The organism is Arthrobacter sp. LAR12-1-1.1 (assembly GCF_040676555.1).
GTDB lineage: Bacteria > Actinomycetota > Actinomycetes > Actinomycetales > Micrococcaceae > Arthrobacter.
In genome coordinates this window covers 112,539-127,584 of the sequence record NZ_JBEGIG010000034.1, presented here as the reverse complement: position 1 = coordinate 127,584, position 15,046 = coordinate 112,539, and the positions used below count along the sequence as shown (strand labels likewise).

Genomic DNA, 15,046 nt, shown 5'->3' with positions numbered 1-15,046 from the left:
GCTGTTCTGCTCTGTTGGAGTGCGGCTTGATCTGTGCGGCCAGCCGCCACGGAAAAATCCCGGTCCGATCCACACTAAACTGGACTGGTGACTTCCGAGGATCAGCCTGCCGCGCCGGCACCTACCAGCCTAGCCAATCGATACGGCGGCCAAAAGCGCGCGCTGACCCGCAAGGCCAAACGCAACATCCTGATCGCCGCCCTTGCCGTGGGCGTCGCCTTCCTGGCCTGGGTATCGACCTCGGCCGCCACCGATAGTGTCAGCTTCAAGGATGTCGGCTACAGCACCCCCGACGCCACGCTGACGGAAATCGACTTCCAGGTCACCAAGGACCCCGCTGCGGATGCGAAATGCGCCGTCAAGGCCATGGACTCCAAGTTCGCGATCGTCGGCTGGAAGGTCGTGGACATCGGGCCGAACGCGGCGGACGTCGGCACCGACGGCGGTCGCACCACCGCCCACCGCACCCAATTGCGCACGGAATCCCAGGCGGTCTCCGGTGTCGTGGACAGCTGCTGGATTCCCGACGCCGGGAAGTAGACCGCGGCAAGCGCCGGCCGCACGTAGACTGAAGCCGGCTGAAGCGGCCTGTAACACGGTGTGACCCACGCCGCTGTGCTCTTTGGTTTATCCACAGCATTGACTACAATGGATCAATACCTTTCCCCCGCTGAGCTGGTTACTGCGTCATAAAAGTGGCCACCGTGGCGGGGTCTTTGCTTGTATGACCACCCAAAGGAGAAGTCCGTGTCTACCACCAACAGCGCAACTGCGGCTTGGCTTACCCAGGAAGCTTTTGACCGCCTGAAGGCAGAGCTGGACAACCTTTCCGGCCCCGGCCGGGCAGAAATCGTCCAGAAGATCGAAGCTGCGCGCCAGGAGGGCGACCTCAAGGAGAACGGCGGCTACCACGCTGCCAAGGAGGAGCAGGGCAAGATCGAAGCCCGCATCCGCCAGCTCACGGCCCTTCTCCGGGACGCCCACGTCGGCGAGGCACCGGCCGACGACGGCATCGTCGAGCCCGGCATGATCGTCGTGGCCAAGATCGCAGGCGACGAGGAAACCTTCCTCCTCGGCTCCCGCGAGATCGCCGGCGACTCGGACCTGGATGTCTTCAGCGAGAAGTCCCCCCTCGGCGCGGCCATCGTCGGCCACAAGGAGGGCGACAAGCTCAGCTACACCGCCCCGAACGGCAAGGACATCACGGTGGAGATCATGTCCGCCAAGCCGTACGCCGGCTGACACCGCAACACGTTCCGTCCGTGACGGAACACTTTCACGAAACAGCGACGCCGGTCTCCCCTTCGCGGGGCGGCCGGCGTCGTGTTTTCCGCCTGTTTTGGCGGGTCAGCCTGGCGCGACAGCCTGGCGCGAGGGTGCAGGGTCTCCCCCGGGTTGTCAGCGTCCGGCGGGCAGCGCCCCCGGGCGCCGGGTGCTCAGCAGCAGTGCGGCCGCGACGCCGCCGATCGCGCCGCCCAGGTGGGCCTGCCACGAGATAAAACTGGCCACGGTGGGCAGGACGCCGAACAGGATGCCGCCGTAGGCCATGAACAGCACCACGGACAGCACGATCTGCCACCAGTTCCGGTTGATGAAGCCGCGGACCAGGAGGAACGCGAAGAGTCCGAACACCAGGCCGGAGGCACCGACCGTGATGCTGGCGCCGCCGATGAGCCACACCGCGAGCCCGGACGCCAGCCAGCTGGCGGCCAGGGCGGTGATGAACACCCGCCGCCCGGAGAGGAACACGAGGAACCCGAAGATGATGAGCGGGAGCGTGTTGGACATCAGGTGGGCAAGGCTGGAGTGCAGCAGCGGAAACGTCAGGATGTCCAGGAACCCGTCCAGGCTGCGCGGCCGCAGCCCGAACGTGCGGTTCAGGGAGTGGAACAGCGCGGTGTTGACGATCTCGATCAGGTAGAGCAGCACCACGAAGGAACCGACCACCAGCAGACCCCGGCGGGCCCGTGCCGCGGCATTGTCCCCCACTCCCGGCGGCCGTCCCGGGGACCCGTCCGTCACCATGGCCCCTAGTGCACCACGATCGGCTGGAAACCCTCGGCACGCAGCGCCGCAAGGACCTGGCTGCAGTGCTCGTGGCCCTTGGTTTCCAGGTTGACGGTGATGGAGACGTCGCCCATGCTGATGGAGCCGCCCACCCGCGTGTGGTCCAGGCCCGTGACGTTGGCGTCGTTTTCGGCGATGATGCGGGCGATTGTGGCCAGCGAGCCCGGACGGTCGTCCAGCATCATCCGCACGGTCATGTACCGGCCGGCGGCGGAGAGGCCGCGCTGGATGACCTTGAGCATCAGCATGGGATCGATGTTGCCGCCTGAGAGAACCACCGCAACGGTTCCGGGGTTTTCGATCTTGCCTTCCATGAGCGCCGCGACGCCGACGGCCCCGGCGGGTTCCACCACCATCTTGGCGCGTTCCAGCAGGAAGATCAGCGCCCTGGCCAGGGCGTCTTCGCTGACCGTGACGACGTCGTCGACGAGCTCGCGGATGATGCTGAACGGCAGCTGGCCCGGCCGGCCCACGGCGATGCCGTCCGCCATGGTGGAGACCTTCTTGAGCGGGACGAGGGCGTCGGCGGCGAGCGAGGGCGGGTAGGCGGCAGCGTTCTCGGCCTGGACGCCGATGATGCGGATGTCACGGCCAAGTTCCTTGGCGCGTGCCTTCACGGCAACGGCAACGCCTGCGAGGAGGCCGCCGCCGCCGACGCCCATGAGGATGGTATCGACGTCGGGGACCTGTTCGAGGATTTCCAGCCCCACCGTCCCCTGGCCGGCGACGACGTCGACGTCGTCGAACGGGTGGACAAAGACGGCGCCGCTTTCGTCGGCGTAGCGCTTGGCTTCGGCCAGCGCCTCGTCCACGTTGTGGCCGTGCAGCACCACCTCGGCGCCGTGGCTACGGGTGGCGGCAAGCTTGGGCAGTGCGACGCCGAGCGGCATGTAGATCCGGGCCTTGATGCCGAGGCTCTTGGCTGCGACAGCCACGCCTTGGGCGTGGTTTCCGGCGGAGGCCGCCACGACGCCGCGCTTCTTTTCGGCGTCGGAGAGCTTGGCCATCCGCACATAGGCGCCGCGGACCTTGAAGGAGCCGGCGCGCTGCAGGTTTTCGCATTTGAGGAAGACCTCGCCGCCCACCGTGCTGCCGAGGGCCCGCGATGATTCCACGGGCGTCCGCGTAATGATCCCGTCGAGCAGCTTCTGCGCCTCCAGGACAGCGTCCAGCGTGACGGGCAGGCTCTCAAGGGTATTCACGAACTGTTCTCCTTCTTCGGATCAGGCGCTGGTGCCCCGTCCGGCATCGCTGCCTGGAGCACCGCTGTTGGGTGCGGCGCCCTCGCGGCCGGGGGTTCCGCCCGGCAGGTGGACGTCTGTGAAGGTGGCGTCTGCGCCGGGTTCGAGGGCAGGGCTGCCCTCTGGTCCCGCGGTTGCCAGCACTTCATCATGTTCCCACGTTCTGCCCGCGATGTAGCGAATCGACGAGTTTGCTACGGCGAGGATCGGAACGGAGAACAATGCGCCGGGGATCCCGGCGAGGTAGGAGCCCGCCGCGACGGACAGGATCACGGCCACGGGGTGGAGGGAGACGGCCTTGCCCATGACGAGCGGCTGCAGGATGTGGCTTTCGAGCTGCTGGACGCCGAGCACGATCGCCAGCATGATCAGGGCGTTGACGGGCCCGTTGGCGACCAGTGCCAGCAATACGGCGATGGCGCCCGTGACCAGCGCACCGACCACCGGAATGAAGGAACCGAGGAAGACCAGCACGCTCAGCGGCAGCGCGAGCGGCACGCCAATGATGGCGGCGCCGACGCCGATTCCCACGGCGTCCACGAACGCGACGAACATTTGGATGCGGGCGTAACTGACCATGGAAGTCCAGCCGCGGCGGCCCGCACCGTCCGTGGCGCGGCGCGCCTTCCGGGGCATGAGGCTGACGAGGAAGGCCCAGATCCTGTCGCCTTCGAGCAGGAAGAAGATCAGGATGAACAGCGCCAGGACCAGGCCGGCGGCGAAGTGCCCGGCCGTACTCCCGAACGTCAGGGCCCCGCTGAGGATGCTGCTGCTGTTGTTCTGCAGCGCGGCGGTGGCGTCCTCGATGTACTTGTCGATCTGTGCGGCCGTCAGGTGGAGCGGGCCCTCGGACAGCCAGGTCTGGACCTGCTGCACGCCCGTGAGCGCCTGGGACCACAGCTCACCAAAGCCCTGCATGAGCTGGCGCCCCACCAGGGTCAGGGCACCGACGATGATGCCGATGAAGCCGAGCACCGTGATGGCGACGGCGAGCCCCTTGGGCACGCTGCGTTTGGCCATCCAGCGCACTGCGGGGCTGAGGAGCCCTGACAGGAGGGCGGCCACCATGACGGGGATGATGAGGAAGCTGACGTGGCTCAGCATCCAGACCAGGCCCCCGACCACCAGCAGGATCAGCCCGGCGCGCCACGCCCAGGCGGCGGCGATCCGCACACCGTAGGGAATGTCCTGGTCGATCTCGCGGTCGGTCCGGGGCCGGGCCCCGGCACGCGCCCCCGTCCCGGCCGCGGAAGGGGAAGGGCTTGTGGCGGGTACGGCGTCCTCAGCTGGCGTCATAGCCCCATGATTCCGCAGCGGCCGGTTAATAGGAAACCAGCAACCGGCTGGTGGGGCCGGGCCGCGGGGCCGGTTCCCCCGGCCGCCCGGTCAGCCCCTGGGGTCAGCCCCTGCCGTCAGCGAGGCCGAGATGCCCCAGGTCATGGAGAACTGTTCCCCCGGCGCGAGCCAGCGCAGGCCCTCGCCGCTGTTGAACGCGTTGGCGGGCCCGGTCATCGGCTCGATCGCGACCGCCTTCGACCGGCCCGGAAATTCGGTCGTCACGAAGACATGGACGTAACCGCAGCTGGCGTCCTGCCATAGGCTTACGGTCCGCCCGTCCGGTGAGCTCAGCGTGTGCCGGGCGATGCCGCCGTCGAAGTCCAGGTCCGTATAGGCCGAATCGAGGTCCAGGGTCCCCACCGGCCGGCCGCCGCGCAGATCGAAGTCGCCGCTGACCGGCTCGGTGCTGCGCGGGATGAGGCGGTCATCGGCGACCAGCCGGGTCCGGGCGTCCACGCTCACGGTGAGGTCCTCGCTGGGCACGTCGCCCAGCCGCAGGTACGGGTGCGCGCCAAGCACGAACGGCGCTGCGTCCTGGGAGTCGTTGATAAGGGTTTGGCGCACTACCAGCCCCAGGTCCTCCGCCAGTTCGTAGCGGACCCGGTGCCTGAGCAGGAACGGGTAGCCGTGCTGCGGGAAGACCGCCGCTTCCAGGGTGACGGAGAACTCGTCCTCGTCCACGAGGTCGTAGGAGGAGTTCCGCAGCAACCCGTGGCTGGCGTTGTTGCGGGAGGCCTCCGTGATGTCCAGCTGCAGCTTCTTGCCGTTGAGGTACCAGACACCGTCTTCCACCCGGTTGGCCCACGGTGCCAGGGTGATTCCGGTGGCGCCGGGCGGAATGTCGGCATCGCCATAGCTCTCCGTCAGGGCAGTGCCGCCGCGGCTGTAGAGCCGCAGGCCGGCGGCGAGTTCGGTGACGACGGCCAGGGCGTCGCCGCGCCGGAGCTCGTATTGCCGCCCGGTGGCGTACCGCCGCATGGTTTCATCGGGGCCGGAGGCCAAGGGGGTCGCTGAGAGATCCATGATGACCACCGTACAGACCCGCCCGGCAACCCGTATACCTTGGTTCCATGACTTCCAGCAGCGCAGGCGCCAGGCCATGAATCCTCCCCTGGACAGCAGCGGGCTCGCCGCCCGGTTTGAGGCGGTCTTCGGCGCCCGGCCCGACGGCGTGTGGCGGGCACCGGGACGGGTCAACCTCATTGGTGAGCACACCGATTACAACGAGGGCTTCGTCCTGCCGTTTGCCATCGACCGGGCGGCCCGGGTGGCCGTCAGGGTCCGGCCGGATTCCACAGTGCGGTTGCTCTCCACGTTTGGGAACCAGGGGCTGACCACCGCGGACACCGGTTCGCTGGCCCGCGCCAGCGCCAGGGGCTGGACAAAGTACCCGCTGGGGGTCATCTGGGCCCTGCAGCAGCAGGGCCTGCCGGTTCCCGGCGTGGACCTGCTCCTGGATTCCGATGTCCCCCGCGGCGCCGGCCTGTCCTCCTCCCACGCCATTGAATGCGCCGTGATTTCGGCGCTGAATGAGCTCATGGCCGCGGGCCTCTCCGCGCAGGACATGGTCCTGGCCACCCAGCGGGCGGAAAACGACTTCGTCGGCGCGCCCACCGGCATCATGGACCAGTCCGCCTCGCTGCGGGCCACGGCCGGCCACGCCGTCTTCCTCGACTGCCGGGACCAGAGTGTCCGGCTGGTGCCGTTCGACGCCGACGCCGCGGGGCTGGTGCTGCTGGTCATCGACACCCGGGTTTCCCATTCCCACGCCGACGGCGGGTACGCGGCCCGGCGGGAATCGTGCGAACTCGCCGCCGAGGTCCTGGGCGTGCCGGCGCTGCGCGACGTCGGGTTCGAGGACCTCGAGGAGGCCAGCGGGCTCCTGGACCCGGAGACGTTCCGCCGCCTCCGGCATGTGGTCACCGAAAACGACCGCGTCCTGCAGACGGTGGAGCTGCTGGACACCGAGGGCCCGGCCGCCATTGGCCCCCTGCTGGACGCGTCCCATGCCTCGATGCGCGATGACTTCGAGATCTCCTGCGCCGAGCTGGACCTTGCCGTGGACGCGGCGCGGTCCGCCGGCGCGATCGGGGCCCGCATGACTGGCGGCGGCTTCGGCGGTTCCGCGATCGCACTGACCCCGGCGGGATCGGCGCAGCAGGTGCGTGCCGCCGTCGAACGGGCCTTCGCCCGGGCCGGGTACGCGGCGCCGGAGGTCTTCAGCGTCAGCCCTGCGGCCGGGGCCATGCGGCTGGCATAGGCGGGGCGTAGTCTGGGCGCATGCCAGAAGCTGTCATCGTTTCCACTGCCCGAAGCCCGATCGGGCGCGCGTTCAAGGGGTCCCTGAAAGACGAGCGGCCTGACGATCTCGCCGCCGCCATGGTCACGGCGGCCCTCGCCGGGATTCCGGCGTTCGATGCCGCCGCCGGGCCGGGCCGTGGCCTGGACGACATCTATCTGGGGTGCGCCGAGCCGAGCGGCGAGGCCGGCTCCAACATGGCCCGCGTGGTCAGCATCCTGGCCGGGCTGGACAACGTTCCGGCCGCCACCATCAACCGTTTTTGTGCCTCCAGCCTGCAGACGCTCCGGATGGCATTCCACGCCGTCAAAGCCGGCGAAGGCCAGGCGTTCGTGGCCGCCGGCGTGGAGGCGGTGTCCCGCTACCGGGAATGGGCCGGTGCCGGCGAGACCGACGCGAGCACGCACAACCCGCGATTCGAGGCGGCCCGCAAACGCACCGAGGCCCGCGCGGGCTCCAACACTCCGTGGACCGACCCGCGCCTGGGCGGCCGGATGCCGGACGTGTACATCGCCATGGGCCAGACGGCGGAGAACGTCGCCACAAGCTACGGCATCACCCGCCAGGAGCAGGACGCCTGGGCGGTGCTCAGCCAGAACCGGGCCGAGGCGGCCATCGCCTCCGGGTTCTACGCCCGAGAAATCACCCCCTACACCCGCGCCGACGGCACAGTGATCGACCGCGACGATTCGCCGCGTCCCGGCGTCACCGCGGAGGCCGTGGGTGCGCTGCAGCCGGTCTTCCGCAGCGGCGGCACCGTGACGGCCGGGAACGCGTGTCCGCTCAACGACGGGGCCGCCGCCGTCGTGGTCATGAGTGACGCGCGCGCCCGCGAGCTGGGCCTCGAGCCGCTGGCCCGGATCGTCTCCACCGGTGTCAGCGCCCTGTCCCCGGAGCTGATGGGCATGGGCCCGGTGGAAGCGACCCGCCGGGCGCTGACAATCGCCGGGCTGACCATCCGCGAGATCGACCTCGTGGAGCTCAACGAAGCGTTCGCGGTCCAGGTGGTGGCCAGCGCGCGGGAGCTCGCCATCGATCCGGAGAAGCTCAACGTCCACGGCGGCGCCATCGCCCTCGGCCACCCCTTCGGGATGACCGGGGCCCGCATGACCACCACGCTGCTCAACGGACTCCGCACCCGCGACGCCTCCCTCGGCCTGGCCACGCTGTGCGTCGGCGGCGGCCAGGGCATGGCGGTTGTGCTGGAGCGGCTCAGCTGACGGTGGGCAACTGACGCATTGCAGTTGACGCATTGCAGCTGGCTGCCGCAAACGCGAGGAGCCCCGCCGTTAGGCGGGGCTCCTCGTTAGGAAACGGTGTTCAGGGACGACGGCGGTTACTCGTCACCGCGGAGGATGGCCAGCAGTCGGATGATCTCGACGTAGAGCCAGACCAGCGTGACCGTGAGGCCGAAGGCGGCGGTCCAGGAGAAGCGCTGCGGGGCTCCGGCGCTGATGGCCGCCTCGATGGATGTGAAGTCCATGATCAGGGAGAAGGCGGCCAGGCCGATCGCCAGGACGCCGATGAAGACCCCGAGCGGGATGCCCATGATCTCCATGCTGGTGCTCAGGCCAAACGGCGTGGTCACGGCCCCGGTCATCATCATGAACATGTTGACCAGCGCGAACACTGCATAGCCGATCAGGGCAATCATGAAGAACCGCATGAGCTTGGGCGTCGCCCGGACCTTGCCGCTCTTGAACAGCACCAACGTCACGGCGAAGACGGAAAGCGTCCCGACGACGGCCTGGATGCCGACGCCCGGGAACAGGTTGTCAAGGATGCGGGTCAGGCCGCCGAGGAAGAATCCTTCGAGCAGGGCGTAGGCAAGGATCAGCCCGGGGGACGGCTGCTTCTTGAAGGTGTTGACCATTGCGAGGGCGAAGCCACCGAGGGCTCCGAGGATCATCAGCATGGATCCGGTGCCCTGCGGGACGGCGAGGGCCACTGCGGCGCCGACCACCAGGATCCCGAGGCACCCGGCAGTCTTCATGATGACGTCGTCGTACGTCATCTTGCCGATGTCAGCCGGGCCGGCCGCCGGGCGGTTGTACAGGTCCTGGAGCTGTTCCTGGGTCATGCCCTGCTGCGCAGAATTCCACCCGCCCTGGCCCGGGGCCTGACCGTAGGGGTTCTGGCCGTAGGGGGCCTGACCGTAGGGGGCCTGACCGTAGGGGTTTTGGCCATAGGGGTTCTGGCCATACGGGGCCTGCGGGGCAGGCGGTGCCTGGGTGGCTTCGCGGAAATTCTTTCCGCTGAAGATCGGGTTTCCGCCAGATGCCATTGCGGGTGTCCTCCAAAATAAGGGGGTGGGTGATGTTCCGGTGCGATGCGGACTATACGAAAGGGAGTTTTATATAGTCACGCTACCAATTCCCACGGCCGGCGGGGAGGGATAGTTCCCTCAGGGAGCCGCCGCAACCGAACCGTGACCTAAACCAGCGGGATATTCAGGCCCAGGAAGGCCGCATGGACGCCGGCCGTTTTGGGCGTGCCGGGCGCCCGGTGCGCCGCGCACCGGTTCCGGCTGCCAGCACGGCGGATTGTCCGTCGTCGCGGAAATCGTCGAGCCGCTTCGACGGATCCCCCTTCGGCTCCGGGAGCGGGCCGGGAACCGGCGCCGGCGTTCCCGTGCCGCTGTTGACAATGACGTCGTCGATGTAGATGTCGGCCATTTGCTGATCGTGTTCGGAGCCAAGCTGGACCGTGTCGAGTGTCGTCGCGGAAATGCTGACTGTGCCCGCGTAGACGGAACGCCCGTCCCACCAGATTTGGACGGTGGTCCCGGGACCGTTGGGGACCACGTGCATGACCAGCCGGTGCCAGGAGTCAGTGGGGACATCCCGCCGCAAAGTCGTGTAGGCGAACCCCGCGGGTGATGACGTGCGGAGCACCAGTTCATGGGAGATGTTCTGCCGGAAAACGTCCAGGACGCGGACTCCGCCGGAAAAGAACCGGAAGTAGGGAACATTGTTCCCTGCCATTCCCTCAGCGGCGATATTGAACCATCCGTCCGCATACGCCTCGGTGTTTCCGGGGGTCAGGCCCACGGTCAGCCTGGCGATGGAGCCGGGCCCTGCGGTGGTGTGCAGGCGGGCGGCACAATTACCGGAGTGCGACAGCCCGGTGGACACCGAGGCATTTCCCGTCCCGGCCGTGGAGACGCCGAATCCGTCCAAGGTGCCAGCTTCAAAGGTGGAGGCCGCCGCCATGATCCCCGGATAGGGGTCGGTGAGTGCATCTGTCGAGGGCACGCAGGCCTGCGCCCCGGCGGGCTCGGGGCCGAGGCTGAGCGCCGGAAGGCCCAGGATCGCCAGCACAAGCGAACCTGCGAGGCACAGCTTCACCACCCGGTTCATCAGTCGGCCCTCCAAGATCGGTTCAGGCGCTCTTCGCACGATAACGCCGGAGGACTTGGAAAAAGCTTGGATTTGCTGGTTCCCCACGCCGGAGCGGATGTGCCCGGCGGGCAGCACCGGCACCGGGTTGGCCGGGCAAACCGGGGACCGGACCGGCCACTGTTTAGGCATACTCGGAATCAACAAAAGTTTTCTTTAGCGGGGCTACAGCGAGGTACTCCCGCGACTACACGGTTGTTACCCGATCGCGACGTTCTGCCTGCTCGCAGCGGCATTCTTTGCCTCGCCCGGGCTGTAGCATAGGCCACACAGGGTGACGGACATCACAACAATGGATCGTATTGCGAGACGCTCGTCCCCTGACCGTTCGCAACGGTTGCAAAGGCGCAACCCACAGCACCCCCATGTGGAGGTTTTCAATTTGAGAAGCACAACGAGCGGCCTGTCGCAGAGACGGCGCGGCAGACTATTGAGGGCTGTGGGGGCAGTATTTGCAGCCACGGCTGCGCTACTGCTCATCGTGGCCCCGGCGTCCAGCGCCACGACCCCCTCGCCGACACCATCCCCGTCGGCCACCCAGTTCACCAACAGCATCAGCGGCTTCCTGCGCGGCGACGACCGCGCACCGATCCCCGGGGTAACCATCACCGCCACGAGTGGCGATTTCACGGGAACCACGAAATCGGGACCCAACGGCGCCTGGACTATTGGCGTCCCCACCCAGGGGACCTACCAGGTCGAACTCGACGAGTCCACGCTGCCGGAGGGCATCAAACTGGCCGAGGGCCAGGAGAACCCCCGCAACGTCACCTTCAGCCAGACCTCAAACCTCTCGGTAATCTTCACCTTTGGCAAGGGCATTGTCGTGGAGCAGCAGAACTTCATGCAAAACCTGCTCAACCGGCTGGTGGCAGGGCTGAGCTTCGGCCTGTTGCTCGCCCTCGCGTCCGTGGGCCTGTCCCTAATCTTCGGCACCACCGGCCTGACGAACTTCGCCCACGGAGAAATGGTCACCCTCGGCGCGGTACTGGTGTTCGCCTTCAACCAGATGCACCTGCCGTTCTGGCTGGCCGTCGTCCTGGCCGTCGTCGGCGGCGGATTGTTCGGCTACGTCCAGGACGCGGGCCTGTGGAAGCCGCTGCGGCGCCGCGGAACCGGGCTTGTTCCGATGATGATCGTCAGCATCGGCCTCGCCCTGTCCGTGCGCTACATCATCCAGTTCTATTTCGGCGGCGCCACCCAGCAACTGCCGTTCGCCCAGAGCGTGGAAATCCTGATCGGCCCGATCTCCATCTCCCCCAACAACCTCTTGTCCCTCCTCGTCAGCGCCGTCGTGATCGCCGCCCTCGGCGTCGTCCTGCTCAAGACCCGCCTCGGCAAGGCCACCCGCGCGGTGGCCGACAACCCGGCGCTGGCCGCAGCCTCCGGCATCGACGTCGACTCCGTCATCCGGATCGTCTGGGTGGTCGGCGGCATGCTCGCCGCCCTCGGCGGCATCCTCTGGGCCTACTACCGGCCCGGCGTCACCTTCGACATGGGCTCCCAGATCCTGCTGCTCATCTTCGCCAGCGTCACCCTCGGCGGCCTCGGCACGGTCTGGGGCGCCCTGGTCGGTTCCATCATCGTCGGCATCTTCGTTGAGCTGACCACCGTGTTCGGTCTCGCAGCCGACCTCAAATACGTGGGAGCGTTGTTCATCATGATTGTTGTCCTCTTGTTCAGGCCTCAGGGCATTCTGGGCCGCCGCGAGCGCGTGGGTTAGGAGACAGCCATGGATTTCGGATTCATATTTTCCAGCGCCGCCGGCGAGCTTTTCAGCCCGACGACAGCTGCCTACGCCCTGGCCACCCTCGGCCTCGCGGTCCACTTCGGCTACACCGGCCTGCTCAACTTCGGCCAAGCAGGCTTCATGGCAGTGGGGGCCTACGGCTTCGCCATCTCCACCCTGACGTTCCATGTGCCGTTCTTCATCGGACTGCTCATCGCCGTCGTCTGCTCCGCCATCTTCGCCCTCTTGCTGGGCATCCCGACGCTGCGGCTCCGGGCGGACTACCTGGCCATCGTGACCATCGCGGCGGCCGAAATCGTGCGCTACATCGTCACGACCAACCAGCTGACCGCCATCACCGGCTCGGCCAACGGCCTGGCCGCCTTCGAGGGCGATTTCTACGCCATGAACCCCTTCCCGCCGGGCACCTACATCGGCATGAACAACCGCGACTTCTTCATCCGGGTGGTCGCCTGGGCAGTCGTGGCCATCTTCTGCGTCATTGTCTGGCTGCTGATGCGAAGCCCCTGGGGCCGGGTCCTCAAGGGCATCCGCGAGGACGAGAACGCCGTCCGCTCGCTCGGCAAGAACGTTTACGCCTACAAGATGCAGTCCCTGATCATCGGCGGCGCGCTCGGTGCCCTGGCAGGCATGATCTTCACGATTCCCCGCGGCGCGGTGCAGCCGGCCAACTACGGCACGGAACTGACGTTCTTCCTCTACACCTGCCTGCTGCTCGGCGGCCTCGGCACCGTGCTCGGCCCGGTGGTCGGCGCCATGATCTTCTGGGTGGTGCTCTCGCTCACCCAGGGCATCCTCTACGGCCTGATCGAGTCCGGCACCATCACGTGGCTGAACACGGTCCAGGCCGGGCAGCTGCGCTATATCCTGGTCGGCGTGGCGCTCATGCTGCTGATGATCTTCAGGCCCCAGGGCGTTCTCGGCAATAAGAAGGAGCTGGCATTCGCATGAGCAATCCAAGCGAAGAGTCGCGCGCAGAGAGCATCGACTACATGACGGACACCCGTCCGATCGCTGCCGGAGAGATCGCGCCCGGCTGCAAGAAGCGTGATCCGATCGTGGTGGCGGAAAACGTCACCCGCAGCTTCGGCGGCATCAACGCCGTCGACGTCCAGTACCTCGAGATCCCGCGGCACAAGATCACTGCACTGATCGGCCCCAACGGCGCCGGCAAGACCACGTTGTTCAACCTCCTCACGGGATTCGACACCCCGAACTCGGGTACATGGCAGTTCGAGGGCAACAACATCGCCGGCGTCTCCTCGTACAAGGTTGCCCGCATGGGAATGGTACGCACGTTCCAGCTCACCAAGGTCATGGGCAAGCTCACAGTCCTGGAGAACATGCGCCTCGGCGCCTCCAGCCAGTCCGGCGAACGGCTGTCCAAAGCCTTGTTCAAGGGCATCTGGGGCGGCCAGGAAAAGAAGATCACCCAGGAAGCCAACGTGCTGCTGGAGAAGTTCAAGCTGGACGCCAAGAAGGACGACTACGCAGCGTCGCTGTCCGGCGGGCAGCGGAAGCTGCTGGAAATGGCCCGGTCCCTCATGGTCCGGCCCAAGCTGGTCATGCTCGACGAGCCGATGGCCGGCGTCAACCCGGCGCTGACGCAGTCTCTGCTGGACCACATCAAGAACCTCAAGGCCGAGGGCATGACCGTCTTGTTCGTCGAGCACGACATGAACATGGTCCGCCACATCGCCGATTGGGTGGTCGTGATGGCAGAAGGCAAGATCGTGGCCGAAGGGCCTCCCGCCGAAGTCATGAAGAACCCCGCCGTGATCGACGCCTACCTCGGCGCCCATCACGACGTGGATCTGGGCGATGCGGAGGGCATCAAGGAACTGGCCGCGGAACTGGTCGCCGACGAGGAGTCGATTGTCGGCACTGAAAACGCCGGCATCATCTCCGCCGACGTCCTCGCCACTGAGGCGGAGGAAGCGGCGAAGAACGGGACGACGCGTGGCCGCCGCAGCGCCGGCGAGCCGAACCGCGCCGAAGAGCCGAACCGCACAGAGAAGGACACAGAATGAGCGCCACCAGCGCGGCACCGGCCGCCCAGCCCGCCTTCGACGGCGACTCGGTCGTGAAGGTCACCGATCTGGTGGCCGGCTACATCCCCGGCGTCAATATCCTCAACGGCTGCAGCATCGAAGCCCGCAAGGGTGAGCTGATCGGCATCATCGGCCCCAACGGCGCCGGCAAATCCACGCTGTTGAAGGCCATGTTCGGCCTGGTCAAAGTCCACTCCGGCTCGGTAGTGGTCCGCGGGCAGGACATCACCGGGCTCAAGGCCAACAAGCTCGTCAGCAAGGGTGTCGGCTTCGTTCCGCAGAACAACAACGTGTTCGCGGCCCTGACCATCGAGGAAAACCTGCAGATGGGCATGTTCCAGCGGCCCAAGGACTTCGCCCAACGGTTCGACTTCGTCACCGAGCTGTTCCCGGAGCTCGGCAAGCGGCGCGCCCAGCGGGCCGGCTCGCTCTCCGGCGGCGAACGCCAGATGGTCGCCATGGGACGGGCCCTCATGATGGACCCGGCCGTGCTGCTGCTCGATGAGCCCTCTGCGGGCCTCTCCCCTGTCAAGCAGGATGAGACCTTCCTCCGGGTCCACGAGATCAACCGGGCCGGCGTCTCAGTCATCATGGTGGAGCAAAACGCGCGCCGCTGCCTGCAGATCTGCGACCGCGGCTACGTGCTGGACCAGGGCAAGGACGCGTACACGGGTACGGGCCGGGAACTCATGAAGGATCCCAAGGTCATCCAGCTCTACCTGGGAACGCTCGCAGACACTGTGGAATAGCGCTTCGGGCAGTATTCCCGCAGGGGCCGTCACCAGCCGGTGGCGGCCCTTCTGCGTGCCCGGCGTAGGTCGCTCCGGACTCGGCCCCGGTTGGTACCGTCCGGGCGCCTCCGCAGCCACTTGCTCGGCGCCTGCGCTCGTTCCTCACGCAAC

14 protein-coding genes are annotated in these 15,046 nt (G+C 67.1%); 8 read left to right on the top strand and 6 right to left on the bottom strand.

Going from position 1 to position 15,046, the window contains the following annotated elements; all coding sequences use genetic code 11:
• Positions 1-87 precede the first annotated feature (87 nt).
• Together MRBLAR12_RS16765 and greA are read left to right on the top strand one after the other, a co-directional pair.
• Complete coding sequence (locus MRBLAR12_RS16765) at positions 88-540, top strand: DUF4307 domain-containing protein (RefSeq protein WP_229992876.1); 453 nt, start codon at positions 88-90, stop codon at positions 538-540.
• Between the two features lie 207 nt (positions 541-747).
• Positions 748-1,242 (top strand): transcription elongation factor GreA, encoded by a 495-nt coding sequence (greA, locus tag MRBLAR12_RS16760; protein ID WP_229992877.1) that lies wholly within the window; start codon positions 748-750, stop codon positions 1,240-1,242.
• A 156-nt stretch (positions 1,243-1,398) separates the two neighbouring features.
• Here greA and MRBLAR12_RS16755 read toward each other — a convergent pair whose 3' ends face one another.
• The 4 genes from MRBLAR12_RS16755 to MRBLAR12_RS16740 form a co-directional block, all read right to left on the bottom strand.
• Positions 1,399-2,025 carry a rhomboid family intramembrane serine protease gene (locus MRBLAR12_RS16755; protein WP_229992878.1) on the bottom strand — a complete coding sequence of 209 codons (627 nt, stop codon included), beginning with the start codon at positions 2,023-2,025 and terminating at the stop codon, positions 1,399-1,401.
• A gap of 5 nt (positions 2,026-2,030) precedes the next feature.
• Positions 2,031-3,269: a threonine ammonia-lyase gene (gene ilvA / locus MRBLAR12_RS16750; protein ID WP_229992879.1), complete on the bottom strand. Its 1,239-nt coding sequence runs from the start codon at positions 3,267-3,269 to the stop codon at positions 2,031-2,033.
• 21 nt (positions 3,270-3,290) lie between these two features.
• Positions 3,291-4,604 carry an AI-2E family transporter gene (locus MRBLAR12_RS16745; RefSeq protein ID WP_229992880.1) on the bottom strand — a complete coding sequence of 438 codons (1,314 nt, stop codon included), beginning with the start codon at positions 4,602-4,604 and terminating at the stop codon, positions 3,291-3,293.
• Positions 4,605-4,694: 90 nt separating this feature from the next.
• Complete coding sequence (locus tag MRBLAR12_RS16740; RefSeq protein ID WP_364747218.1) at positions 4,695-5,669, bottom strand: aldose 1-epimerase family protein; 975 nt, start codon at positions 5,667-5,669, stop codon at positions 4,695-4,697.
• Between the two features lie 76 nt (positions 5,670-5,745).
• Between MRBLAR12_RS16740 and galK the strand changes: the two genes are divergently transcribed.
• Together galK and MRBLAR12_RS16730 are read left to right on the top strand one after the other, a co-directional pair.
• A complete protein-coding gene (gene galK, locus MRBLAR12_RS16735; protein ID WP_364747216.1) occupies positions 5,746-6,906 on the top strand; it encodes a galactokinase in 1,161 nt (386 codons plus the stop codon).
• A 20-nt stretch (positions 6,907-6,926) separates the two neighbouring features.
• Entirely contained in the window at positions 6,927-8,165 is a 1,239-nt protein-coding gene (locus tag MRBLAR12_RS16730; RefSeq protein ID WP_364747215.1) for an acetyl-CoA C-acetyltransferase, read from the top strand.
• Positions 8,166-8,281: 116 nt separating this feature from the next.
• Here the strand turns inward: MRBLAR12_RS16730 and MRBLAR12_RS16725 are convergent, their stop codons facing one another.
• A complete protein-coding gene (locus tag MRBLAR12_RS16725; RefSeq protein WP_229992883.1) occupies positions 8,282-9,229 on the bottom strand; it encodes a Bax inhibitor-1/YccA family protein in 948 nt (315 codons plus the stop codon).
• A gap of 166 nt (positions 9,230-9,395) precedes the next feature.
• Positions 9,396-10,304 (bottom strand): hypothetical protein, encoded by a 909-nt coding sequence (locus MRBLAR12_RS16720; protein WP_364747213.1) that lies wholly within the window; start codon positions 10,302-10,304, stop codon positions 9,396-9,398.
• A 478-nt stretch (positions 10,305-10,782) separates the two neighbouring features.
• Between MRBLAR12_RS16720 and MRBLAR12_RS16715 the strand changes: the two genes are divergently transcribed.
• From MRBLAR12_RS16715 to MRBLAR12_RS16700, 4 genes are read left to right on the top strand one after another with little or no spacing between them, the layout of a single operon-like run.
• A complete protein-coding gene (locus MRBLAR12_RS16715) occupies positions 10,783-12,066 on the top strand; it encodes a branched-chain amino acid ABC transporter permease (protein ID WP_229992885.1) in 1,284 nt (427 codons plus the stop codon).
• A 9-nt stretch (positions 12,067-12,075) separates the two neighbouring features.
• Positions 12,076-13,044, top strand: a complete 969-nt coding sequence (locus MRBLAR12_RS16710; RefSeq protein WP_229992886.1) for a branched-chain amino acid ABC transporter permease — start codon at positions 12,076-12,078, stop codon at positions 13,042-13,044.
• A complete protein-coding gene (locus MRBLAR12_RS16705; RefSeq protein WP_229992887.1) occupies positions 13,041-14,123 on the top strand; it encodes an ABC transporter ATP-binding protein in 1,083 nt (360 codons plus the stop codon). The genes MRBLAR12_RS16710 and MRBLAR12_RS16705 overlap by 4 nt, the downstream gene beginning before the upstream one ends.
• A complete protein-coding gene (locus MRBLAR12_RS16700; RefSeq protein WP_229992888.1) occupies positions 14,120-14,893 on the top strand; it encodes an ABC transporter ATP-binding protein in 774 nt (257 codons plus the stop codon). Before MRBLAR12_RS16705 ends, MRBLAR12_RS16700 begins: the two co-directional genes overlap by 4 nt.
• The last annotated feature ends 153 nt before the right edge of the window (positions 14,894-15,046 follow it).

Excerpts from the sequence above, each read along its gene's own strand:
- MRBLAR12_RS16755 (WP_229992878.1), bottom strand. The coding sequence starts at position 2,025 with ATGGTGACGGACGGGTCCCCGGGACGGCCGCCGGGAGTGGGGGACAAT.
- MRBLAR12_RS16745 (WP_229992880.1), bottom strand. The coding sequence starts at position 4,604 with ATGACGCCAGCTGAGGACGCCGTACCCGCCACAAGCCCTTCCCCTTCC.
- MRBLAR12_RS16740 (WP_364747218.1), bottom strand. The coding sequence starts at position 5,669 with ATGGATCTCTCAGCGACCCCCTTGGCCTCCGGCCCCGATGAAACCATG.
- galK (WP_364747216.1), top strand. The coding sequence starts at position 5,746 with ATGAATCCTCCCCTGGACAGCAGCGGGCTCGCCGCCCGGTTTGAGGCG.
- MRBLAR12_RS16730 (WP_364747215.1), top strand. The coding sequence starts at position 6,927 with ATGCCAGAAGCTGTCATCGTTTCCACTGCCCGAAGCCCGATCGGGCGC.
- MRBLAR12_RS16725 (WP_229992883.1), bottom strand. The coding sequence starts at position 9,229 with ATGGCATCTGGCGGAAACCCGATCTTCAGCGGAAAGAATTTCCGCGAA.
- MRBLAR12_RS16720 (WP_364747213.1), bottom strand. The coding sequence starts at position 10,304 with ATGAACCGGGTGGTGAAGCTGTGCCTCGCAGGTTCGCTTGTGCTGGCG.
- MRBLAR12_RS16710 (WP_229992886.1), top strand. The coding sequence starts at position 12,076 with ATGGATTTCGGATTCATATTTTCCAGCGCCGCCGGCGAGCTTTTCAGC.
- MRBLAR12_RS16705 (WP_229992887.1), top strand. The coding sequence starts at position 13,041 with ATGAGCAATCCAAGCGAAGAGTCGCGCGCAGAGAGCATCGACTACATG.
- MRBLAR12_RS16700 (WP_229992888.1), top strand. The coding sequence starts at position 14,120 with ATGAGCGCCACCAGCGCGGCACCGGCCGCCCAGCCCGCCTTCGACGGC.